Annotated in this window: 23 protein-coding genes; 14 read left to right on the forward strand and 9 right to left on the reverse strand. The window is 68.9% G+C overall.

Features of this window, described 5'->3' with window-relative positions:
- The first annotated feature begins 566 nt into the window (after positions 1–566).
- The gene (locus tag OERS_RS02315; RefSeq protein ID WP_211268428.1) at positions 567–2,105 is read left to right on the forward strand and encodes a hypothetical protein; all 1,539 of its coding nucleotides are present in this window, start codon (positions 567–569) and stop codon (positions 2,103–2,105) included.
- 387 nt (positions 2,106–2,492) lie between these two features.
- Here OERS_RS02315 and OERS_RS02320 read toward each other — a convergent pair whose 3' ends face one another.
- Positions 2,493–3,482 (reverse strand): TIGR03557 family F420-dependent LLM class oxidoreductase, encoded by a 990-nt coding sequence (locus OERS_RS02320; RefSeq protein ID WP_068624110.1) that lies wholly within the window; start codon positions 3,480–3,482, stop codon positions 2,493–2,495.
- A 54-nt stretch (positions 3,483–3,536) separates the two neighbouring features.
- Positions 3,537–3,806 (reverse strand): DUF7218 family protein, encoded by a 270-nt coding sequence (locus OERS_RS02325; protein ID WP_068624112.1) that lies wholly within the window; start codon positions 3,804–3,806, stop codon positions 3,537–3,539.
- Positions 3,807–3,985: 179 nt separating this feature from the next.
- Here OERS_RS02325 and OERS_RS02330 point away from each other — a divergent pair, with 179 nt between their 5' ends.
- The 5 genes from OERS_RS02330 (at position 3,986) to OERS_RS02350 (ending at position 7,201) form a co-directional block, all read left to right on the forward strand.
- Positions 3,986–4,468, forward strand: a complete 483-nt coding sequence (locus OERS_RS02330) for a hypothetical protein (protein WP_139107641.1) — start codon at positions 3,986–3,988, stop codon at positions 4,466–4,468.
- The gene (locus tag OERS_RS02335; RefSeq protein ID WP_068624116.1) at positions 4,465–5,694 is read left to right on the forward strand and encodes an NRAMP family divalent metal transporter; all 1,230 of its coding nucleotides are present in this window, start codon (positions 4,465–4,467) and stop codon (positions 5,692–5,694) included. The genes OERS_RS02330 and OERS_RS02335 overlap by 4 nt, the downstream gene beginning before the upstream one ends.
- Complete coding sequence (locus tag OERS_RS02340; protein WP_068624118.1) at positions 5,691–6,107, forward strand: hypothetical protein; 417 nt, start codon at positions 5,691–5,693, stop codon at positions 6,105–6,107. The genes OERS_RS02335 and OERS_RS02340 overlap by 4 nt, the downstream gene beginning before the upstream one ends.
- A complete protein-coding gene (locus OERS_RS02345; protein ID WP_068624120.1) occupies positions 6,094–6,483 on the forward strand; it encodes a hypothetical protein in 390 nt (129 codons plus the stop codon). Before OERS_RS02340 ends, OERS_RS02345 begins: the two co-directional genes overlap by 14 nt.
- 112 nt (positions 6,484–6,595) lie before the next feature.
- Complete coding sequence (locus OERS_RS02350; RefSeq protein WP_068624122.1) at positions 6,596–7,201, forward strand: flavodoxin family protein; 606 nt, start codon at positions 6,596–6,598, stop codon at positions 7,199–7,201.
- Here the strand turns inward: OERS_RS02350 and OERS_RS02355 are convergent.
- Positions 7,191–7,727 carry a hypothetical protein gene (locus OERS_RS02355; protein ID WP_068624124.1) on the reverse strand — a complete coding sequence of 179 codons (537 nt, stop codon included), beginning with the start codon at positions 7,725–7,727 and terminating at the stop codon, positions 7,191–7,193. The two genes, OERS_RS02350 and OERS_RS02355, sit on opposite strands and share 11 nt — an antisense overlap.
- Entirely contained in the window at positions 7,724–8,950 is a 1,227-nt protein-coding gene (locus tag OERS_RS02360) for an alcohol dehydrogenase catalytic domain-containing protein (protein ID WP_068624126.1), read from the reverse strand. The genes OERS_RS02355 and OERS_RS02360 overlap by 4 nt, the downstream gene beginning before the upstream one ends.
- Positions 8,951–9,333: 383 nt before the next feature.
- On the opposite strand from OERS_RS02360, the gene OERS_RS02365 reads away from it, so the two are divergent.
- Positions 9,334–11,493, forward strand: a complete 2,160-nt coding sequence (locus tag OERS_RS02365; RefSeq protein WP_068624128.1) for a catalase — start codon at positions 9,334–9,336, stop codon at positions 11,491–11,493.
- Between the two features lie 148 nt (positions 11,494–11,641).
- Here OERS_RS02365 and OERS_RS02370 read toward each other — a convergent pair whose 3' ends face one another.
- Positions 11,642–12,391, reverse strand: coding sequence for a YqjF family protein (locus OERS_RS02370; protein WP_068624129.1), 750 nt, complete (start codon positions 12,389–12,391; stop codon positions 11,642–11,644).
- Between the two features lie 147 nt (positions 12,392–12,538).
- Between OERS_RS02370 and OERS_RS02375 the strand changes: the two genes are divergently transcribed.
- Positions 12,539–12,730 carry a hypothetical protein gene (locus OERS_RS02375; protein WP_068624131.1) on the forward strand — a complete coding sequence of 64 codons (192 nt, stop codon included), beginning with the start codon at positions 12,539–12,541 and terminating at the stop codon, positions 12,728–12,730.
- A 603-nt stretch (positions 12,731–13,333) separates the two neighbouring features.
- Here OERS_RS02375 and OERS_RS02380 read toward each other — a convergent pair.
- Positions 13,334–13,819, reverse strand: a complete 486-nt coding sequence (locus tag OERS_RS02380) for a hypothetical protein (protein WP_211268429.1) — start codon at positions 13,817–13,819, stop codon at positions 13,334–13,336.
- Positions 13,820–13,928: 109 nt separating this feature from the next.
- Here OERS_RS02380 and OERS_RS02385 point away from each other — a divergent pair, with 109 nt between their 5' ends.
- From OERS_RS02385 to OERS_RS02405, 6 genes are all read left to right on the forward strand, one after another.
- Positions 13,929–14,516 (forward strand): hypothetical protein, encoded by a 588-nt coding sequence (locus OERS_RS02385; protein WP_068624135.1) that lies wholly within the window; start codon positions 13,929–13,931, stop codon positions 14,514–14,516.
- 485 nt (positions 14,517–15,001) lie between these two features.
- Positions 15,002–15,556: an ankyrin repeat domain-containing protein gene (locus tag OERS_RS02390; protein WP_068624137.1), complete on the forward strand. Its 555-nt coding sequence runs from the start codon at positions 15,002–15,004 to the stop codon at positions 15,554–15,556.
- Positions 15,553–16,044, forward strand: a complete 492-nt coding sequence (locus OERS_RS02395) for an acylphosphatase (protein ID WP_068624139.1) — start codon at positions 15,553–15,555, stop codon at positions 16,042–16,044. The genes OERS_RS02390 and OERS_RS02395 overlap by 4 nt, the downstream gene beginning before the upstream one ends.
- A 69-nt stretch (positions 16,045–16,113) precedes the next feature.
- Positions 16,114–16,266 carry a hypothetical protein gene (locus tag OERS_RS21400; RefSeq protein ID WP_169834176.1) on the forward strand — a complete coding sequence of 51 codons (153 nt, stop codon included), beginning with the start codon at positions 16,114–16,116 and terminating at the stop codon, positions 16,264–16,266.
- 231 nt (positions 16,267–16,497) lie between these two features.
- Positions 16,498–17,160: a PAS and ANTAR domain-containing protein gene (locus OERS_RS02400; protein ID WP_083201157.1), complete on the forward strand. Its 663-nt coding sequence runs from the start codon at positions 16,498–16,500 to the stop codon at positions 17,158–17,160.
- Positions 17,161–17,171: 11 nt separating this feature from the next.
- Positions 17,172–17,576: a DUF6098 family protein gene (locus OERS_RS02405; RefSeq protein WP_068624141.1), complete on the forward strand. Its 405-nt coding sequence runs from the start codon at positions 17,172–17,174 to the stop codon at positions 17,574–17,576.
- A 15-nt stretch (positions 17,577–17,591) separates the two neighbouring features.
- On the opposite strand, the gene OERS_RS02410 is transcribed toward OERS_RS02405, so the two are convergent.
- The 3 genes from OERS_RS02410 to OERS_RS02420 all read right to left on the reverse strand — a co-directional run bounded on the left by OERS_RS02410 (position 17,592) and on the right by OERS_RS02420 (position 20,377).
- Complete coding sequence (locus OERS_RS02410; protein ID WP_068624143.1) at positions 17,592–17,810, reverse strand: DUF2188 domain-containing protein; 219 nt, start codon at positions 17,808–17,810, stop codon at positions 17,592–17,594.
- 197 nt (positions 17,811–18,007) lie between these two features.
- Positions 18,008–18,670 (reverse strand): PAS and ANTAR domain-containing protein, encoded by a 663-nt coding sequence (locus tag OERS_RS02415; RefSeq protein WP_083201158.1) that lies wholly within the window; start codon positions 18,668–18,670, stop codon positions 18,008–18,010.
- 402 nt (positions 18,671–19,072) lie between these two features.
- Positions 19,073–20,377: an APC family permease gene (locus OERS_RS02420; RefSeq protein ID WP_248948298.1), complete on the reverse strand. Its 1,305-nt coding sequence runs from the start codon at positions 20,375–20,377 to the stop codon at positions 19,073–19,075.
- Positions 20,378–20,431 lie beyond the last annotated feature (54 nt).

A 20,431-nucleotide genomic window follows, 5' to 3' on the forward strand; every position in this document is an offset into this window, starting at 1 on the left:
TCGCCAGGTACGCGACGAGCGCGGCGACTCCCTCGGACTGCGCGAAGCGGGCCGGTGGGGATCGCCTCGCGCGCCTTCTCCCCCTTCTCCCCGGCCCAGGCGGCCCGTCCTAGCGGGTCTCCCCGACCGTCGGCGAGACGGAGTTGACGGTGACGCCTCGACGGGTCCATTTCGAGCGAGCGCACCCGGGTCAGCCCGACGACGTTCGCCCTGCTGGCGCAGTGCGCGGCGTGCTGGTCGAGCCCGATGACCGCGGCCTGAGAAGCGAGATTGATGATGCGCACGTACCCGGACGGGGCTCGTGGCACGGTCGTACCGCAACCGGATTTCATCCGATTGTCGATTCTCTGGCGAGAACGGTGCAACTTTGCTACGTTCACGACGAAAAGACCGAACTTGTGTGCAATGGCGCACCCCACAGAACGGACTCTCGGATGAGCCTCACCCGACGCACATTCCTTGGCCTCGCCGCGGTCACAGCGGGGGCTGTCGGCCTCTCGCAGCCGGCGGCTGCCCGTCCCCTCGACGCCGCGCGCGCCGTAGCAGCGCGCAGCCTCCCCGGTGACGTGGTCGGCAAGGTCACCGTCGGCTACCAGGGATGGTTCGCCTGCCGCGGCGACGGCGCACCCATCAACCTCTGGTGGCACTGGGCCCGCCAGGCGGACCGCGCTCCGTCGCCGACGAACTCGGCCATCAAGTCGTGGCCGGACATGACCGAGTATCTGAACGGGTACCAGACCGCTTTCCCGTCGCTCGGCAACGGTAGCCCCGCGACGCTCTTCTCCTCGTACGACCAGCAGAGTGTCGACACGCAGTTCCGCTGGATGGCGGAGAACGGGATCGACACCGCTGCGCTCCAGCGCTTCAACCCGCTCGGCGGCGAGGGCCCGACACGCGACGCGATGGCGGTCCGGGTCCGTCAGGCGGCCGAGGCGAGCGGCGTGAAGTACTACGTGATGTACGACGTGAGCGACTGGTACTCGATGCGCCACGAGATCACTGCCGACTGGGAGACCAAGATGGCGGCCAACGTCGCCTCACCCGCCTACGCCCGCCAGAACGGCAAGCCCGTCGTCGGGATCTGGGGCTTCGGCTTCAACGACCCCCAGCGACCGTTCTCGCCGCAGGAGTGTCAGGAGGTGATCGATTGGTTCAAGGCCCGCGGCTGCTACGTCATGGGTGGGGTCCCGACCTGGTGGAGGGCCGAGGGCGACGACTCGCGCCCCGGCTTCGCCTCGGTGTACCGGTCGTTCGACATGATCTCCCCGTGGCTCGTGGGAAGGATCGGCAACGCCGCCCAGGCCGACAGCTTCTTCACACGGGCTACGGTCCCCGACCTGGCCGAGTGCGATCGTCTCGGGATCGACTACCAGCCGTGCGTCCTGCCTGGCGACCTCCAGGAGAGGCAGCGGCAGCACGGCGACTTCATGTGGCGTCAGTTCTACAACCACGCACGCGCCGGCGTCAGCAGCGTCTACATCTCGATGTTCGACGAGTACAACGAGGGCAACCAGATCGCCAAGACCGCACCCACCGCCGCGTTCGTGCCCGCCAGCTCGGGGATCCTCGCTCTGGACGAGGACGGTACAGCCTGTTCCTCGGACTACTACCTGCGCCTGACGAACGACGGCGGTCGCATGATCAAGGGCCAGATCGCCGTGACGGCGTTGCGGCCCACGGTGCCGCTCCCCGGCGGAGGGCCCGGGCCGATCACCGGACGAGTGGCCCTGAGGTCGCGCGCCAACGGGCGCTTCGTCCAGGTTCGCGCGTCGGACGGTCTCCTGGTAGCGACGGCCTCGGCCGCAGGAGCCGGCGAGACCTTCGCACGAGAGGAGCTCGGTGGGGGCGTCGTGGCGCTCAAGGCACAGGCCAACAGTCGGTACGTGTGCGCGGAAGGGGCCGGCGCGAGTCCGCTGGTCGCGGACCGTGCCGCGGTCGGCGCCTGGGAGCGGTTCACCATCTCCCGCAACCCGGACGGGACTGTGAGCCTGCGCGCCGAGGTCAACGGGCGCTTCGTGTGCGCGGAGGGGGCGGGCGCTCAGCCGCTCGTCGCGGACCGCGCCACCATCGGTCTGTGGGAGACGTTCGACCTCGTGGACGTCTAGGGCGCGCCTCCCAAATCGCGCGGAACGATCGACTGCGTGACCGAACTCTGAACCCCTCGGAGCGTTGATGGAGGCTGGGGGTCCGGGCAGGCAGAGAGGTGCGGCTCCTGCACCAGGTCCTCGACGAGCTCGCCGCCCGCAGCGCGCTGGCCGCCTACAGGGCACCGAGCCACGCAGGGTGTGCGCACTAGCCGCGCTGAGCAAGCACTAGCCCGCTCGCGTTCCAGTGGCCCTGAGCAGCGCAGGCCCAGCACTGGAGTGCATCGGCCCCACCGAACAAGGTCGAATCGAACTCGGGTGCCGAAACAAGCGGACTCCCCCGGCAGGCGACAGGATCTTTGCCACTGTCCTGTCGGTTGAGCTTGGACCTGCCGCATGGGGCGAAGGTCAGTCGGCGGGGGCTGCTTCTCGGAGCTTGCGGAGCAACGGTTCGGCCGCCTGGGCGAGGAAGGCCTGCTGGCCCTCGTCACCGACCTGGACGAGCGCGATGTCGGTGAAGCCCGCCTCCCAGTACGCCGACACGGCGTCGACGATCGCGTCGAGGTCGGGTCCGCACGGGATCGACTCCGCGACGTCCTCGGGACGGACGAACGCGCTGGCGCTCGCGAAGGCCTGCGTCGTCGGGAGGTTGGCGTTGACGGGCCATCCCAGGCCCGACCACCGGAACTGGTCGTGCGCCCGGGTGAGGGCTCGCTCGTGGTCGGTGTCCCAGCAGATGGGGATCTGGCCGATCTTGCGCGACGGCGGGAGTTCGGCCGCGTCGCGCGCCCGGTCCCAGGCGGTGACGAGCTCCGGCTTCGGTTCCGTGGCCACGAGGTGGTCCGCGAGCGTCGCGAAGGACGCCACCGACTGCGCGCCCGACACCGCGATCCCGATCTCGACCGGGGCGGCGGGCAGGTCCCACAGGCGGGCGGAGTCGACCTGGAAGTACTCGCCGCGGTAGCTCAGCAGCTCGCCCGTGAACAGCTCGCTGATGATGTCGACCGCCTCGACCAGCAGTCCGTGCCTCTCGTCGACCGCGGGCCAGCCTCGGCCCACGACGTGCTCGTTCAGGTTCTCCCCGGCGCCGAGCCCGAGCGTGAAGCGACCGTCGGACAAGACCCCCAGCGTCGCCGCCTTCTGGGCGACCACGGCAGGGTGGTAGCGGATCGTCGGGCACGTCACGTACGTCATCAGGTCGACGCGCTCGGTCGCCTGGGCCACCGCACCCAGCACCGTCCAGGCATATGGCGAGTGACCCTGGCTGTCGAGCCAGGGGAAGTAGTGGTCGGAGGACACCTCGAAGTCGAAGCCGATCCGCTCGGCGGCCACCGCATAGTCCACCAGGGCCTTGGGGCCGGACTGCTCGGTCATGAGGGTGTAGCCGAATCTGGTCATGCGTCGATCCTCACGTCGCTCATGGGGCCTCGCGCCCCAGCCAGGGGGCTTCTGTCAGTGGTTGCGGAGTGCTGAGACGAGCTCGCTCTTGCGCATGGTCGAGCGGCCTTCGATGCCGATCTCACGGGCACGCTTGCGGAGCTCGGCGACCGTCCAGCCCTCGTATGAGATGGAGGAGCCGCCCTTCTTGCTCACCTTGCTGCGCGATGAGCCCGCTGCTGCGTTGGCGATTCGTGCTGACTTCTGCTTCGAGTTGCCCTCGTCCCGCAGGGACTCGTAGAGCTCCTTGTCCTTGACGGAAGGGCCGGGTTCGCGCCGGGGCATGATGGCCGCCTTTCTGTTGAGGTTCTCTCGAACGTACGGCGACAGGGTGCCGCTCGCACGGCCAGGGAGCAGGAGGGCCGCCCTCCTCGCAGACTCGCTGACGGTGTCCGGTCACGGCGGTCCTGCCCCGTCGGAGTGTTCGCGATGCGTGCCTGAACGGGCGGGGACATCATGGCGACATGCAAGATTCCACGTCGACGTGGAGGGCTACCGTGGTGGTGGTTCTCGTCCTCATGACCGGAGGTTGCGCGGCCTCGACGCGGGCGTCCACCGCCGGGTCGCTGGACTCGATCTCCGAGAGTCTGGACGAGTCCAGCTCGGCAACCGCGACGGCCGGGCTCGTTGCCGAGCTCGTCGCCGCTGGTCGACTGCCGGCAGTGACGGCGGACGCTGCGTTGGAGGATGCGGTCAGTGCGGCCGACGCGGCCTCTCATGCTCTGACCACGGTCGTCGTCCCTGACTCCGAGACGCTCGCCGTGCAGGAGCGTGCGCTGCAAGTGGCTCAAGAGGCTGCGCGTGCAGTGGTCGCGACCCGCGTCTGGGTCGGAGGGGGGAGCCCCGAGGGGTCCGGCGCGGTCCGCGAAGCGCTCGGGCGGTCAGGGTCGGACCTTGAGGACATCACTGAGCAGGTGGAGGAGCTTCTCGAGGAGGGCGAGTCGTGAAGCGTCTGTTCGCGGTCGCGCTCGGGATCCTGACTGCGATCGGTGGCTTTCTCGACGCGGGCGACCTGGTGACGAACGCGGTCGTGGGTTCCCGATTCGGTCTGTCCCTGGCCTGGGTCGTCGTGGTGGGGGTCGTGGGCATCTGCGTGTTCGCCAACATGTCGGGTCGGGTGGCCGCCGTCAGCAGCAGGGCGACGTTCGAGATCATCCGCGAACGCCTCGGCCCCCGGGTGGGCGCGGCGAACCTCCTCGCGTCCTTCGCCGTCACCTTGCTGACCCTCACCGCGGAGGTCGGCGGGATCGCCCTGGCGCTCCAGCTCGCGAGCAGCGTCGAACCCAGGCTCTGGATGCCGGTCGCTGCCTTGGCGGTGTGGTTGGTGCTGTGGCGGGTCAAGTTCAAGGTCATGGAGAACGTGACCGGCCTGCTGGGCCTGACGCTGGTCGGGTTCGCCGTCGCGGTCTTCCTGCTGGGACCGGACTGGGGCGACCTCACGGCCTCCCTGGCGCCTACGTCCGCGCCAGGCAGTGAGAGCGTGGCTGTGTACTGGTACTTCGCGATCGCCTTGTTCGGCGCGGCGATGACCCCGTACGAGGTGTTCTTCTTCTCCTCGGGCGGGGTCGAGGAGCGTTGGACCGTGAAGGATCTCGCCACGACGCGACTCAACGTCCTGATCGGGTTCCCGTTCGGTGGGATCCTCTCGATCGCGATCGCTGCGTGCGCGGCGATCGTCCTGCTTCCGCTCGGCGTCCAGGTCGACTCGATGTCGCAGATCGTCCTACCGGTGGCACTGGCCGGCGGCACGCTCCTGCTCGCCGTGGTGATCCTCGGCATCGTCGCGGCGACGTTCGGCGCTGCCCTGGAGACGGCGCTGTCGAGCGGCTACACGATCTCCCAGTACTTCGGCTGGTCGTGGGGCAAGTTCCGTCGGCCGGCGCGGGCCGCGCGCTTCCACCTCACGATGATCATCGCCCTGCTGCTCGCCTTGGGGATACTTGCGACCAACGTGGACCCGATCGCGGTGACCGAGTACTCGGTCGTCTTCTCCGCTGTCGCCCTGCCTCTGACATACCTGCCGGTCCTGGTCGTGGCCAACGACCCGGAGTACATGGGCAAGCACGTCAACGGCCGGGTGACCAACCTTCTCGGCACCGTCTACCTGGTGCTGATCCTCGTCGCCTCCCTCGCGGCGATCCCTCTCATGATCATCACGGAGGCCGGCGCATGAGAAACCCCGTCCAGCAGACGCCGCTGTCCCCGGAGCCGGAACAACCCGGGCGCGTCCTTGACGCGCGGCTGCACCTGCTGGACCGCCAGGTCCTCGACGCCGACGGCGTGCCGGTGACCACCGTCGACGACCTCGACCTCGAAGCGGTGGACGGCACCGACCAGAACCTCCCCGGAGAGCGTACGACGATGCTCACCGCGATCCTGACGGGCCCTGTGCTGGCGACCCGCGTCTTCGGCGGCCGACCCCCCGCATCACGCTGGGTCCGCCTCCCGTGGTCGGTCGTCACCGACGTCGGCACGGCCCTGCATCTCGGTGTCCGGGGGACCTCGCTCGACGCGACCTGGACCGAGCGCTGGGTCCGCGATCACATCATCGCCCGCATACCTGGAGGCCGACATGATCCTGGGTGACCTGCTCGACGCTGCCGTGCGCGACGAGAGCGGCCAGCTGGTCGGCTACGTGAGCGACGCACGACTCGTCCTCGACGGGCCACCTCCCGCGGGGAGCGAGTCGAGCCTGTCGGCGGCCAGGCTCCACGGCCTGATCGTCACCCCCAGGAGAGCGGGTTCCTTCCTGGGCTACGAACGCAACGGCGTCGGCGCACCATGGCCGTTGGCTCGGTGGCTGCGATGGCGCCACCGCGGGACGTTCCTGATCCACTGGACCGACGTCGTCGCCGTCCCCGACCCCGAAGACCCGGACCGCGTCGAGCACGAGAACGTCGTGGTCGTACGCGACGGTCACCGGCGGTACGACCCTGCACTCCGACCGGCCGGTGGACCCTGACCTCGGACGGCCAGTCGCACAGGGCCGCGATAGCGTGAAGTCCTGGCGTCGAGAACAGGCACCCACCGAACGCGGTCCGCCACACGGTCTTCCGCCGCCGAAGGAGCCACCCATGAAAGCCGTCGTGCTCAGCTGCACCCTCAAGCCCTCACCCGCCGAGTCCAACACCGAGATGCTCGGAAAGGTCGTCGTCGAGGCGTTACAGGAGAAGGACGTCGAGGTCGAGACGATCCGGATCGTCGACCTGCACGTGCCCCCGGGTGTCAAGACAGACATGGGCGAGGGCGACCAGTGGCCGAGCGTCCATGACAAGATCCTCGCTGCCGACATCCTGATCGTGGCGACCCCGACCTGGGTCGGGCATCCCTCGTCGATCGCGCAGCGCGTCCTCGAGCGCATGGACGCGATGATCAGCGAGACCACGACGGACGGGGCGCCCGTCGCCCTGAACAAGGTTGCCGGCGTGATCGTCACCGGCAACGAGGACGGCGCGCACCACGTCATCTCCGAGGTGTCCGGAGCGCTCGGCGACATCGGCTTCACGATCCCCGGCCAAGCCTGGACCTACTGGAACCAGGGCCCAGGCCCAGGACCCGACTACCCCAAGACCGGCCACGGCCACGAGTGGTCGCGCACCACCGGCCGCACCATGGCCCACTATCTGCACGGCGCCGCCACAGCTCTCCAACGCTCCCCGATCCGGCCAGTCACGCAGTAGCCGGGCCGCCCCCCGTCGTCGGCCCGCCATGGCGGAACGCGTTCGCGTGCAGCACGTCCAACAGGTCCGTGAGTGCACGAAGCTGGTCCTCGGCCTGGGCGACGAGCTGGTCGAGATCCCGCTCCTGGTCGGGCGCAAGTCCCAGCCTGGAACCCTGCGCCCGGAGCGTGAGCCATCCGCTCGACTTGCCGGTGACAGCGCCTCGTAGCAGCTCGACCTCGAGCAGGGCACTCAGCGGTGACCCTGAGTGCACGTGTCCGTTGAGCTTGAGACGTCCGAGCCTCTCGACCACGGCAGCACCGACGATCTTGTAGGTGCGCACCGGTAGGTCGAGCCGATGGACGCAGTCCAGCAACCATGCTCGCTCATCGGTGAACTGAGCCACGAGAGGGGCGACCCTCGCCCCGACCACAGTGCCGTCGTAAGCACGCGCCATCCGCCGGACGCGCAGCACACCTACCGTCGCGCCCGCGAGGTGGTCGTTGAGATAGACCGCGAGCAGGCGGGTATCGACCGCCGTCGTCATCGCGAGACCCCGTCCTCCGGAGCGGACGCCGTTCGCACCGTGGGATCCAGGACGACCTTGATGCACCCGTCCTGCTTCCTCTGGAAAAGGTCGTACCCGCGCGGGGCGTCCTCGAGCGACAGCCGATGGGTGCGCAGGTCCAGCACTCCTAACGGATCGGTGTCGTCGCTGACCAGGGGCAGCAGGTCGTCGACCCACCGTCGGACGTTCGCCTGCCCCATGCGCAGCGTGACCTGCCGGTCGAAGAGATCCATCATCGGCAACGGGTCCTTCGCGCCGCCGTAGACGCCGGAGATCGAGACCGTCCCGCCACGGCGTACCAACGACAGTGCCGTGAGGAGTGCGGCCAGGCGGTCGACGCCCACCTTCTCGTTGATCGCGCCCGCGACGGTGTCAGGCAGGACTCCCGCCGCCTTCTGGAACAGGGAGGCTCCCGGCGACCCGTGCGCCTCCATCCCGACGGCGTCGATCACGCCGTCGGCGCCCCTGCCATCGGTGAGCTCCAGGACCGCCCCCACGACGTCGTCGACGTCCGAGACGTCCACGACCTCGACGCCGTGACGTCGGGCCATCTCCAACCGTTCGGGCACGAGGTCGAGTCCGATGACCCGACCCGCACCCCGATGGCGCGCGACCCGCGCGGCCATCTGGCCGATCGGGCCCAGCCCGACGACGACCACGCTGCCCCCGAGAGGCACTGCCGCGTACTCCACCGCCTGCCACGCGGTCGGCAGCACGTCCGACAGGTAGAGAAACCGCTCGTCCGGCCCGTCGGCGGGAACGACGACCGGTCCGTACTGCGCCTGCGGAACCCGCAGGTACTGCGCCTGCCCGCCCGGGACCTGGCCGTAGAGCTTCGTGTACCCGAAGAGCGCGGCACCCTTGTCCTGGGCGCGGACCTGCGTCGTCTCGCACTGGGACTGCAGGCCGTGGGCGCACATCCAGCACGTCCCGCACGCGATGCCGAACGGGACCACCACACGGTCGCCCACCTTGAGCCTGCTCGCTCCTGACCCGACCTCCTCGACGACGCCCATCGTCTCGTGCCCGAGGACGTCGCCCGGATCCAGGTACATCCCCAGCACCGAGTACAGGTGCAGATCGGAGCCGCAGATCGCGGTCGACGTGACCCGCACGATCGCGTCGGTGGGCTCCTCGATCCGCGGGTCGGGGACGTCCTCGACCGAGACCTTCTCCCGGCCCTGCCATGTCAGCGCTCTCATGTGCCTCGTCCTTTCGTCCGGCCAGGCGCGCGTCTGCCTCGTGCCTGGATGTTCGAGCCTCAGGTCGCGTCGCTCCGTCTCCCGAGGAGGCCTCGGGCGGGCGGATCGGCCGACGCAAGGCTCCGCCTGGGCCGCTTCATGACCTCCCTCGACGGTAGACAACCCCGCCCCACTCGCCACTGGGGCCGCACGGCAGACGCGGCCGCCGGACCGCCACGAACGGTCAAGGACTGCCGAGTTGCGACTCTCCCTGGTCGCCTCGATCAGACGTGCGAGTGCTCGCGGGCCGTGCCTACGGTGGCAGGTCCGCTGGCTCCGGACGCCACGAGCGAGCGGAGGCGCCACCGGACCGACCACCGACGCCCCGACCGAAGGGATCACCCATGAGCGCGCGACGAACCCCCGACCAGGAGCCCCCGGCGGACGTGAGCCCCACGGGCGTGCCCGCCGACCAGAAGGACCCGGACCCCCGCGCCCAGCAGGGCGACCGGCTGACCACGGCCCAGGGGCTGCGGGTCCACGACACCGACCATTCGCTCAAGGCCGGACCTCGCGGACCGGTCCTGCTCGAGGACCATCACCTGCGCGAGAAGATCACGCACTTCGACCACGAGCGGATCCCGGAGCGGGTCGTGCACGCACGGGGCGCGGCCGCCCACGGTGTCTTCACCTCGTACGGCAACGCGTCCGCTGTCACGAAGGCCGGCTTCCTGGCGCAGGAGGGCAAGGAGACCGAGGTCTTCGTCCGCTTCTCGACCGTCGCGGGGTCGCGCGGCTCGGCAGACACGGTGCGCGACGTCCGGGGCTTCTCGACGAAGTTCTACACCGACGAGGGCGTGTACGACCTGGTCGGCAACGTGATCCCGGTGTTCTTCGTCCAGGACGCGATCAAGTTCCCGGACCTCATCCACGCGGTCAAGCCGCACCCGGACCGTGAGATCCCGCAGGCGCAGAGCGCGCACGACACGTTCTGGGACTTCGTGTCCCGGCACACCGAGGCGCAGCACACGACCATGTGGGTCATGTCGCCGCGCGGTCTCGCGGCGTCCTACCGGACGACCGAGGGGTTCGGCGTCCACACGTTCCGCATGGAGAACGCCGCGGGCGAGACCGCGCTCGTGAAGATCCACTGGAAGCCCGTGGCGGGCGTGCACAACATGGTCTGGGAGGAGGCGCAGCTCGCGGCCGGCTTCGACCCCGACTTCCACCGCCGTGACTTGGCCGACGCGATCGAGGCCGGCGCGTTCCCGGAGTGGGAGCTGGGCCTGCAGGTCATGCCCGACACCGTGGACGAGACGTTCATGGGCATCGATCTCCTCGACCCGACCAAGATCGTGCCCGAGGAGCTCTGCCCGGTGCAGAAGGTCGGGCGGCTGCGGCTCACCGCGAACCCGTCGAACTACTTCGCCGAGACCGAGCAGGTCGCATTCCACCCGGGCCACCTGGTGCCCGGGATCCAGATCACGAACGACCCGCTGCTCCAGGGGCGCCTGTTCTCCTACCTGGACACGCAGATCAGCCGCCTGGGCGGCCCGAACTTCGCGCAGCTCCCGATCAACCGCCCGCACGCGCCGGTCGACGACATGCTCCGTGACGGCATGCACCAGACGGCGGTGCACGAGGGGTTGGGGACGTACCAGCCCAACACGATGGCGGACGGCCTGCCGACCGTGTCCGATCCCCGTGAGCCGGGCGTCTACGTGACGCTCCCGACCTCGGTTTCGGGCGAGAAGGTCCGGGAGAACCCGGTGTCGTTCGCCGACCACTTCACGCAGCCGCGCATGTTCTGGAACTCGCTCACGCCGATCGAGCAGACGCAGACCGTAGCCGCCTACACGTTCGAGCTCGGCAAGTGCGAGAGCGAGGACGTGCGGGCGCACCAGCTGCGCGCACTGGCGAAGATCGACGCCGACCTGGTCGCGCGTGTCGCGACGGGCCTGGGCCTGCCGGTCCCCGGCGGCGAGCCGGGCGACGGCCGTGACGGTGCGGGCGAGGGCCCGGGGGCGGGCGAACCCGACGGCATCACGCGGTCGGCCGCGATCTCGGAGGTCAGCGACGTGCCTGGCCCGATCGCGGGGAGAAACTTCGGCGTCTTCGTCGGCGACGACCTGGTCGACGGCCTTCTCGCGGTCCGGGAGCGGATCGGCGCCGAGCAGGCGCTCGTCAAGGTCGTCGCCGCACGAGGTGGCGTGGTCGGCTCGGGGGCCGACGAGCAGAAGATCGACCGCACCGCGGCGACCGTCCGCTCGATCGAGCTCGACGCGGTCATGGTCGCGGACGGCATGGCCGGGTCTGCGCTCGGGAGCCACCCGCGGACGCGAACCGTGCTGGAGGAGGCCTTCCGCCACGGCAAGGCGATCGCGGCCTGGGGCGACGGTGTCGACGTCCTGGTCGCCGCCGGCATCGACACTGAGGCCGAAGGAGTCCTGACGGCCGACGAGCTGTCGGACGGCCTGCTCGACGACCTGGTCGAGGCCGTCGGCCTGCACCGTGCGTGGAGCAGGCTCTCGGCGCTGGACGCCGCGGGCACCCAGGCCTGGTAGCCGTCCCACGCATCAGGTGGCCGCAGGGTCGTCGTCAGCAGGTCGCCCGATGGCGGAGCGCGCCTTCACGTCGAAGGTGCGCCCCGCCGTCGGGCACGCGCGGTCCTCCGCGAACGTTGAGCGTCGCGGAGGAGTGCTGCCCCGGCGATCATCTGTGTGTCGTGGTCGGCAGAGTGCGCCCGGCGGGCCGGGGCACGCCGATCAGGGTGTCGACGCCGGGCGAGACGTGGACGAGCGGTTCGATCTGCGGGGATGGCAGGTCCATGGTCTCGAACACGTTCGTGTCGAGGAGGTCCAGGGTGGCTCGTCGCAGCGGCCACGGCGGATGGGTCACGGGGACTCGCCACACGTGCCCGGCACGGACGGTGTAGGCGTTCCACCTGCCGGTCAGTCGGCCCTCCAGTTCGGTCGGTGTGCTGATGTGCGCGTCCGCCCGGACACTTGCCCGCAGCCGGAGCGGTCGCGCCGGAGCACCGAGCGTGGGACGGGCGTCGTAGAGGAGGCTGGCGTCCCCTATCGGCCGGATGGTTGCCTTGGTGTGATGGTAGGGCAGCCCGATCATGCGCATCAGGGTGTTCATCGCTCGACGCGTTGACCACAGGCCGAGGAACCACAGCCCGTCGGTGCCGTCGTCGTGACGCACGTAGGTCCGCAGGTTGATCTCGGGGAACGTCGACCAGCCCGGGGCCGGGGGTAGGGGCGGCACACGGACGTCCTGCATGAGGAAGGGCGTCAGCCCGATCCACGCGGTGCCCTCGTACGTCTGCACGTGCAACCCGCGGGGCAGCCGCTCCTGGATCACGGCCGCTGCGACAGGCCAGTGCAGGAAGGTCAGGGCGGACCAGCGCTGGGCGTTCACGGGCAGGCGGATCGTGTTCTGCGGAGTCGGGCCGCTCATGACGCCCCCCTTTCCGTGCTGGCTCCCTCACCCCGGGGAGGGTCCCAGCAGGCTCGCACGCGACCCGTCGGCTCGCACCCGCGCCGGCGAACTTCGGCCCTGGTACACATCCCGTGCGAGTGCCGCCCGACCCGCCTAGCGTCGGAGATGCTCCGAACCCGCTCGTCCAGGAGGCGGCGAGCTCCCGCGGGGCACGCGACGACAGGAGCCGCGACGAGCACCGAACCGTATGACCCCGAGGTCGACCCCGACGTCGGCCCGGACAGCCTCAACCCCCGCAGCCAGGGAGCCAAGGACGAGCCGCAGGTCGGCGACGACCCCACGGGGTTCGACGACTGACGCCGATCCGATGCTGCGGACCTGTCGCGGACCTCGATGCCGCGCGCCACGAGCGCGTCGCTGATGAGTGAACGTTGGCAGCGCCACGGGACGGCCTAGGCGCACATGATGGCAAGGTCGTCATGGCTGGTTCAAGCAACCAGCCGGTCGACGGCGTGGTCGACGACAGGGTCAGCGCACCGCCTTCAGCGGCCATGTCCACGAACAAATGGCACGACCGCACTGCGAGCGGTGCCGCGCTCTTCCTGTCTGCGACCGAGCGGGCCAGGAGACCCAGAATGTGCGGCGATCTCAACCGACCAACGCACCACAGGCCACAGCGACGAAGACTATGCCCCTGTGGCGACTCGGGTAGTTTCCGCAGTTGGCATGCGCGTCCGCCGCCGCGGGCTCCGCTGTCGGGCAGCCGTGACGGGCGCGCAGAGCCGGATCGCCACCGTGATAACGAAGGCTGCGTCGAGGAGGAGCAGGACGCTTAGCACCGTCACGACGAGATGCGTCGACGGGCGCTCGGCCGCGTACCTGGCCCCGGAGGCGGCCTGCAATCAAGGGGACCCCACGCGCCCGAGCGCACCCAATCGGCGACGAGCGCTGCCCCGGATCTCAGGTAGCGGCGAGCTTTTCGATCTCGTAGTCGGGCACGTTAACGCCCACTGTGAAGCTCGGGCTCCAGTCGATTCCGAGTTCGTCGGCGGCGCGCTGGGCTTCGATCGCGCCTTCCTTGCCCTCGTAGGTCGACCATGGATCGAACGCGACGAACGCAGGCTTAGCGTCCGGCGACGCCTCCCACGCCGCTACCAGCACCGTCCGCAAAGTCTCGCTTGTGACGACGTAGCCCAGCGGCACCTCCGCGCGGATCAACCATCCGCGGGTGAGGCCATCCGGGATCGATTCGACCTCGATCTGCAGGGATTCAGGAAGCGCGGTCTCTACGGCTTCGATCACGGGCGCGGGATCGGCCGGGTCGGTGTTCGGATCGGCCTGTTCGGCGGCTGCGGGCGGCGGCGTCCCCGGAGTGGATGTACCCGCCGGGGAGCATCCGGTCAGCAGCAGCCCGGCGAGACTCATTCCAGCGGCACCGAGAGCCACGCGTCGCATCATCAGTCGCCCCCTGTTTGTCCGCCACCTCCGTCGCACGGTCGTGCGCCGCGATCTGCTCAAGTCTCACACGACCGTCCGCGTCAGAGAGAATGGGCCGATGCGCCGTCTTGCCACGATGTTGCTCGCTGCACTCTCACTCGCTGCCTTCGCCGGATGTGCGCCGTCTCTGGAAGAACGCCGCGAGAGCCTCCAGGAGTCCATTGCGACCGTCGACGGGGTGACGTATGCGGATGTCGCCGGCAGTGGCATCCGCGTCTCTGCGGAAGAGGGTGTCTCCGCAGAGGACGCCGCGGAGATCCTGGACGAGGTGCGCTCGCTCGTCATCGAGGACGATCCGGAAGATGTCCCCACGGTAGATGTGTGGTTCACGGGGCCCGAGGATCGAGCATGGATCGGGTCCTGGGCGTTCGGGGCGATCGCCCAGGAGGGATTCGATCAGCAAGCGCAGTTCGTCGCCAGCCTGTCGGAGTGGGCCGGCATCAACGCCGCGGATGCGCCGTTCTCGAAGATCAGACTCGAGGTCAGCGACCCGACAACTGATCGGTTCCCTGAGCAGTTCGTCTCGATCCAGGCGTATGAGATGTCCGGCCCTCCGTCGGAGCAGGACCGTGCCGAGTTGCTGGATTTGTGGGTCAAGAGCGGCGGCGACCCCGACGTGTACATCCACTGGCGAAATCGCTCATGAGGTACAGCCGGTGGCGAAGCCTGCCCCTCACGGTCGGCGTCAGCGCTGTCGTCTGTGCGATCGCAGTGCTCGGCGGCTGCAGCACAGAATGGGGTCTTGGTAGTAACGGAGCAGGATTGCGCGCTAAGCCTTCTCGGGACCTGCGGCTCAGTCGGGTTGGAGCGGCGGGTGGGGTTGAGGCGGCCGTACAACGGTGGTGCGGACGACGCCGAGCACGTTGCGATTCGCCCGACGGTCTTGCCTCGTTCGTCGTAGAGACGGTGCCGCTCCCCGCGTGCGCCTGAAAGATGGGACTTCGACCAACGCACTGCCCTGGCCCTGCGAGCCACGTTCAAGAACCTACCCACCCCCTACCCGCCCGAAGCTCTCGAGACCCGGTTGCTGCCATCCTGGTTCCTGCACTCCACCGCCCCAGGCGTGCCCCGCACACTCACGTCCTGGAACACCACACCCACCGTGTTGGACGCGCCTGTGATCATGACTCCATGAGCTACCCAGCGGTCTACCGCAGCGTGCGCCAGAGCGAGTCCGAGTTCCTCGCCGACTACGACCTGTCCCTGGCGAACTGGGCCGACGGGCAGGGCACGACGCTGCTCATGTACGCCCTGCGCAACCCCGAGCCCGCCCCCCGCGCTGCGATCGCCGGCCGCCTCCTGGACGACGGCGCCGACCCGGCCGCGACCTCTGGCGGCACCAACGCGCTGCACGTGTTGCTCAGCGCGACGTCGCACGACTTCGCTGCCGAGCCCGCGCTGCTCGCCCGCCTGCTCGAGGGCGGTGCCGACATCAACGCCGACACCGGCGACCGGTGGGGAGCCCCGCTGCAGACGCTCGCCCGGACGTTCAAGTTCTCCGACGAAGAACTCGCCCCGTTCTACGACGTCCTGTTCGCCCGGCCCGAGCTCGACGTCACCACGCCCAGCCACAAGGGCCGTAGCATCACCGAGAGCGCCCAAGCGGCCGGCGAGGCCCGGGCAGGTCTCCTGAAGCGGTGCCTTGCGCACGCCCAGGCGAACACCGCCCCGCTGGAAAGTCGATGACGCTCGAGCAGGTCGAGCTGTTCGCGTCCTGGCTCGAGGCGATGCACCCGCGTCTGGCACGTTTCGAGGACGTCATCACCCCGCGGGAGTGGAGCGGCGGGTACACCCGGGAGTCCCTCGTCTCGCTCGAGCGGTACATCCTCGACAGGTGGCCCGACAAGAAGGCGTTCATCGACGAGAACGATACGGACTTCATCGACGGTTCGACGCGGTACATCGGGGAGACGTACCTGCGCCTCGCGGGTGGCGGATGGTCGATCGACCACGACCCGGCGTTCATCTACACCGGGCGGCCCGTGGTCCGGTTCGACACCGGCAGCCCGATGCCGGTCTCACCGGTGCACCTCATGACGACCATCCTCGCCCGGCGCACAGGCAACGTCCTGACCCGGATCTGGGACGGCCAGGCTGCCGCCGTGGAGCGGCGGCGCGAGACAGAGGGGCCGGGCTGGGAGCCGGTGCGCGACCCTGTGCCGGCGAGATCGTGATCTGGCGTGAGGGCCGAGTGTTACGGCTGCAATTGTCTGGCGACACTCGTTCGATGAGGAGGAACCAGAGTGCCCAAGCAGGCGTGGTTGGAGCAACGCTTCTGCGACCAGTGCCAAGACGTGGTCGGCGTCCAGATGCACGTCCACGCCCCCGGGGCGCCCGGTGAGGGGCACGTCACGGGCGCCGTCGGATACGACGCCGCAGGGCACGAGTTCGGGTGACTGCAGGATGAATGTGGCGACGCCGCTCCTTGACTGCCACCACATCCCACCACGGGCCGTGCCGTAGCGATGCCGACATCGGCTCTTGCCACGTTGGTAGGGATGAAGGGGACTTGCCACTCAGAAGCCGCCCTGCCCTGGAGAAGTGAGCCGTTCGTGGGTACGGTCGATGGCACGAACGAGTCAGGCAGTCGGCTCACGCGTCCTTGAACCCTGAGGAGACGTCCCGTCATGTCGATTGAAGATCGCGCCCCCGCGGCGCCTGCCGCAGCACCTGAACAGAGCGCCACGACAGCCCAGCCGCTCACCGGCCGGTGGCGGTTCAACCCGGCGACCGCGCAGTGGTGGTGGTCGGAGGAGACCTTTCATATTCACGGGTTCGAGCCACATGAGGTCGTCCCGACGACGGACCTCGTCCTGGCGCACAAGCATCCCGACGACCGCGAACGGTTCCGCGACCTGTTCGAATCGGCACAGGTGTCGGGCGCCCCGTTCCACAGCATGCACCGCATCATGGACGCCCGCGGGCACGAGCGGGTCGTGACGCTGGTCGGACAAGGACGGCTCGACCACGACACCGGCGAAGTGGTCGAACTCATGGGGTACTTCATCGACACCACCGCCCCAGTAGCTCAGCGCGCCGAGGCACTGGCGGGCACGCACATCCGCGCCGCGGCCGCCCACCGGGGGACGATCGAGCAGGCCAAGGGCATCTTGTCTGTGACGCACGGCTTGACGATCGACGAGGCCTTCCAGTTGCTACGGGGCACTTCGAACCAGCACAACGTCCCCGTGCGCGACCTCGCGGCCCGCCTGATCACCCTGGGGCGCATCCTGCCCGTGGACGAGCACCGCCGCCATGCCGTCAACGAGTTCTTGCGCAATCCTGCCTAGGCACAGCCGAAGTGTTCAGGATCGAGTCGCTCGCCGAGTTGGCAGAGCTCGCGGAGCTGGGTGAGCCGCTGTACGTCCGGTACAGCAAGGGACCGGATGCCGACAGGGCCGAGGTCAGTGTCGACTATGAGAGTGGGTGCCGGCTGCCCGGTCTGTCGGTGAACCGGCTGGACCCGCAGCCGTGGTGGGACCGGCCGGTGGAGCACTGGGTGGCGCGGCAGCTGCGCCAGTACGTCCACCTCGCCGAGGAGGACCGCTACGCCTGGGTGCTCACGGGTGCGGTGGTGGGCCGGGGGCCGGACTGCGAACCTCTGCTCATGTCGGTCAGGCCGATCGCGCGCCTGAGCGACCAGGTCGTTGACGAGGCTACCCGCCTCTACCGGCAGGTCTTCGACGTCGGCGACGACGGGACCTGACGGCCCGTCGCGGGGTCAGCCGGGGATGGTGCGCGGGTCGTTGCCGTAGGAGTTCTTCTCTGCGATCCGGCCGTCGAGATTCTTGATGACGTGCTCGGCACCCTCGCGGATCGCGACCTCTCGGCCCGCCGCTACTGCTTCTGCCTTGGTGTCGAACACCGCGAACGCCACCGAGTCGCCCTGGCGCCGGTTCTTCCAGATGTTGTCCTCGTGAAATGTCTCGATCGTGGTCATCTCGATCCCTTCGCCAGGCCGCCCGCGAGCGACTTGCAGGCCGGGACCTCCTCATCGCGACGAGGGCTATCGGGCAGAGCGTCGATGAACCGCTCGACGCTGGGGACGACGGGCCGCCGCGGGTAGGCCGGTGCATCAGCCGCGATACGGTATCGAGCACGACACCCTCGGGAGGCGCAGTCGGGTGCGCCACCCACCTAGAGAGGATTGCGCAGGAACTCGTCGACGCAGTGCCGGCGATGTTCGTCGAGGGGCAAGATGCGGCCGAGGTTGATCAGGCGCGCCGCGAGCTCACGCACGGGGACGTTGTGCTGGTTGGACGTGGCGCGCAGGACCTCGAAAGCCTCATCGATCGTCAGTGCGTGCGTCACGGACAAGATGCCCTTGGCTTGCTCGATCGTCCCGCGATGTGCGGCGGCAGCCCGGATGTGGTCTCCCGCCATGGTCTCAGCGCGCTCGCAGACCGGGGCTGTCGTGTCGACGAAGTAGCCCATGAGCTCCATCACCTCGCCGGTATCGATGTGACGGCGTCCTTGCCCGACCAAGGTGACCACTCGTTCGCGGCCGCGGGCATTCATGATGCGGTGGACGCTGTGGAACGGGTCTCCGCTGGCCTTCGCGGCTTCCAGTATCTGACGGAACTGCTCACGGTCGTCGGGGTGCTTGTGCGCCAGGACCAAGTCCGTGGTCGGGACCACCTCGTGCGGTTCGAACCCGTGGATGCGGTAGGTCTGCGGTGACCACCACCACCGCTCGGTGATCAGGTCGTAGCGCCACTGTCCTGTGCGCGGCTGGCCTGTCGTGGCGTGTTGTTCACGTGCTACTGCGTGCGCCGAGGGGGCGCGGTCTTCGATTGACATGGCGGAACGTCTCCTCTGGATCAAGGATGCGCGAGCCGACTGCCTGACTCATTCGTGCCCATCGACCGTACCCGCGAACCGCGCATTTCACTCAGCGAAGGTGGCATTCGGCTGGCGAGTCTCCTTCCTCCCAGCCAACGTGAGAAGGGCCGATATCGGCACGCTCCGGCACTGCCGCGGCGGGGTGTGGTGGCAGTCAAGGAGCGGCGCCACCACACTCACAACCCAGCGCGATCAGCAGGACTCGTGCCCCTCGGCGCCGTACCCGACCGCAGCCGTCGCATACCCCACGCTGGGGGCTTCGGGGGGCGTGGACATGCATCTGCACGTCGACGACGTCCTGGCACCGCGGGCACATTCGCTGTTCCAACCAGGGCTGACACTGGCGTTTGGGGCGGTCGATCAACCGTCCGCGCGGGGGGCAGAGCCCGTGCGACGACCGGCCAGGCGCGTGACCAGATAGAGAGCCACGCCTACGAGCACCAGGGCTCCGGCTCGGAGCCAGGTCTGCGGTTCCTGCTGGGTCAGGAGCAGGACGCAGCTCCCGGCACCGAGCACGGGCACGATCGTCGCGACGCGGAAGTGATCCTCCCTCACGGTGTCCCTGCGCAGGACCAGGACCGCGATGTTGGTGCTGATGAACACCACCAGGAGCAGGAGCACCACGGTCTCCGCGAGTGCGCCGAGGTCGCCCGTGAAGACCAGTCCCATCGCGACGAGCGTGGTCGCCGTGATCGCGACCCACGGGGTGCGCCTGCCGGGAAGCACCCTGGCCAGACCGGTAGGCAGCAGCCCTTGTCGCGCCATGCCGTAGGTGAGCCGGCTCGCCATGATCATGGTGAGCAGGGCACCGTTCGCGACCGCAATGAGCGCCACGACCGCGAAGAACCGTTCGGGTACGACATCAGCGACCTTGACGACCTCGAGCAGTGGCCCCGTCGAGCCGGCGAGCTGCTCGGGGGGCGATACCGCGACCGCGGCCACTCCGACGGCGACGTAGACGACCCCCGCCGTGATCAGCGCACCGAAGAGCGCGCGCGGGTAGACCCGGCGGACGTCCTTGACCTCCTCGGCCAGGTTGGCGGAGGTCTCGAAACCGACGAACGAGTAGTACGCGATGAGCGAGGCCGAGAGGACGGCCAGTACCGGGGTCGTGTCCTGGGTGAACTCAAGGGCGCGTCCCGGCGATGCGTCGCCCCGGGTGAGGACGACCACTGCGAGCACCACGATCAGAAGCAGACCGGAGAGCTCGATCGCGGTCATAGCCACGTTGGCTCGTAGGGACTCCTGGATGCCACGAGCGTTGAGGGCCGCGACGAGAAGCAAGAAGACGAGCGCGACCGGCACGACGGACAGATCCACGAAGGATCCGAAATAGTCGCCAGCAAACGCGAGGGACAGACCGGCGGCGCTCGTGACCCCCGCAGCAAGCATGCAGAATCCCACGAGGAACGACACGAGAGGCACCTTGAAGGCACGTTCGGCGAACACCGCCGCACCCCCAGCCGCAGGGTACTTCGTGACGAGCTCGGCATAGGAACCGGCGGTCAGCAGGGACAGCCCGAGGGCGACGAGCAGCGGCAGCCAGACGGCGCCGCCCACCTCACCTGCCATCTCCCCCACCAGTGCATAGACCCCCGCGCCGAGGACGTCACCCAGGATGAAGACGTAGAGAAGTCGTCCTCCGACCGCACGGTTGAGTGGCATGGACGTAGACGTGGTGGTCGTGTCAGACATCTCGGCAGGCTCGCATGGGAGTGG

Source organism: Oerskovia enterophila, from assembly GCF_001692445.1.
GTDB classification, from domain to species: Bacteria; Actinomycetota; Actinomycetes; order Actinomycetales; family Cellulomonadaceae; genus Oerskovia; species Oerskovia enterophila.

Bases quoted from the DNA above. Each gene is read 5' to 3' on its own strand.
- OERS_RS02320 (WP_068624110.1), bottom strand. From the start codon at position 3,482: ATGACCAGATTCGGCTACACCCTCATGACCGAGCAGTCCGGCCCCAAG.
- OERS_RS02325 (WP_068624112.1), bottom strand. From the start codon at position 3,806: ATGCCCCGGCGCGAACCCGGCCCTTCCGTCAAGGACAAGGAGCTCTAC.
- OERS_RS02330 (WP_139107641.1), top strand. From the start codon at position 3,986: ATGCAAGATTCCACGTCGACGTGGAGGGCTACCGTGGTGGTGGTTCTC.
- OERS_RS02340 (WP_068624118.1), top strand. From the start codon at position 5,691: ATGAGAAACCCCGTCCAGCAGACGCCGCTGTCCCCGGAGCCGGAACAA.
- OERS_RS02345 (WP_068624120.1), top strand. From the start codon at position 6,094: ATGATCCTGGGTGACCTGCTCGACGCTGCCGTGCGCGACGAGAGCGGC.
- OERS_RS02350 (WP_068624122.1), top strand. From the start codon at position 6,596: ATGAAAGCCGTCGTGCTCAGCTGCACCCTCAAGCCCTCACCCGCCGAG.
- OERS_RS02355 (WP_068624124.1), bottom strand. From the start codon at position 7,727: ATGACGACGGCGGTCGATACCCGCCTGCTCGCGGTCTATCTCAACGAC.
- OERS_RS02360 (WP_068624126.1), bottom strand. From the start codon at position 8,950: ATGAGAGCGCTGACATGGCAGGGCCGGGAGAAGGTCTCGGTCGAGGAC.
- OERS_RS02365 (WP_068624128.1), top strand. From the start codon at position 9,334: ATGAGCGCGCGACGAACCCCCGACCAGGAGCCCCCGGCGGACGTGAGC.
- OERS_RS02370 (WP_068624129.1), bottom strand. From the start codon at position 12,391: ATGAGCGGCCCGACTCCGCAGAACACGATCCGCCTGCCCGTGAACGCC.
- OERS_RS02375 (WP_068624131.1), top strand. From the start codon at position 12,539: ATGCTCCGAACCCGCTCGTCCAGGAGGCGGCGAGCTCCCGCGGGGCAC.
- OERS_RS02385 (WP_068624135.1), top strand. From the start codon at position 13,929: ATGCGCCGTCTTGCCACGATGTTGCTCGCTGCACTCTCACTCGCTGCC.
- OERS_RS02390 (WP_068624137.1), top strand. From the start codon at position 15,002: ATGAGCTACCCAGCGGTCTACCGCAGCGTGCGCCAGAGCGAGTCCGAG.
- OERS_RS02395 (WP_068624139.1), top strand. From the start codon at position 15,553: ATGACGCTCGAGCAGGTCGAGCTGTTCGCGTCCTGGCTCGAGGCGATG.
- OERS_RS02400 (WP_083201157.1), top strand. From the start codon at position 16,498: ATGTCGATTGAAGATCGCGCCCCCGCGGCGCCTGCCGCAGCACCTGAA.
- OERS_RS02410 (WP_068624143.1), bottom strand. From the start codon at position 17,810: ATGACCACGATCGAGACATTTCACGAGGACAACATCTGGAAGAACCGG.
- OERS_RS02415 (WP_083201158.1), bottom strand. From the start codon at position 18,670: ATGTCAATCGAAGACCGCGCCCCCTCGGCGCACGCAGTAGCACGTGAA.
- OERS_RS02420 (WP_248948298.1), bottom strand. From the start codon at position 20,377: ATGCCACTCAACCGTGCGGTCGGAGGACGACTTCTCTACGTCTTCATC.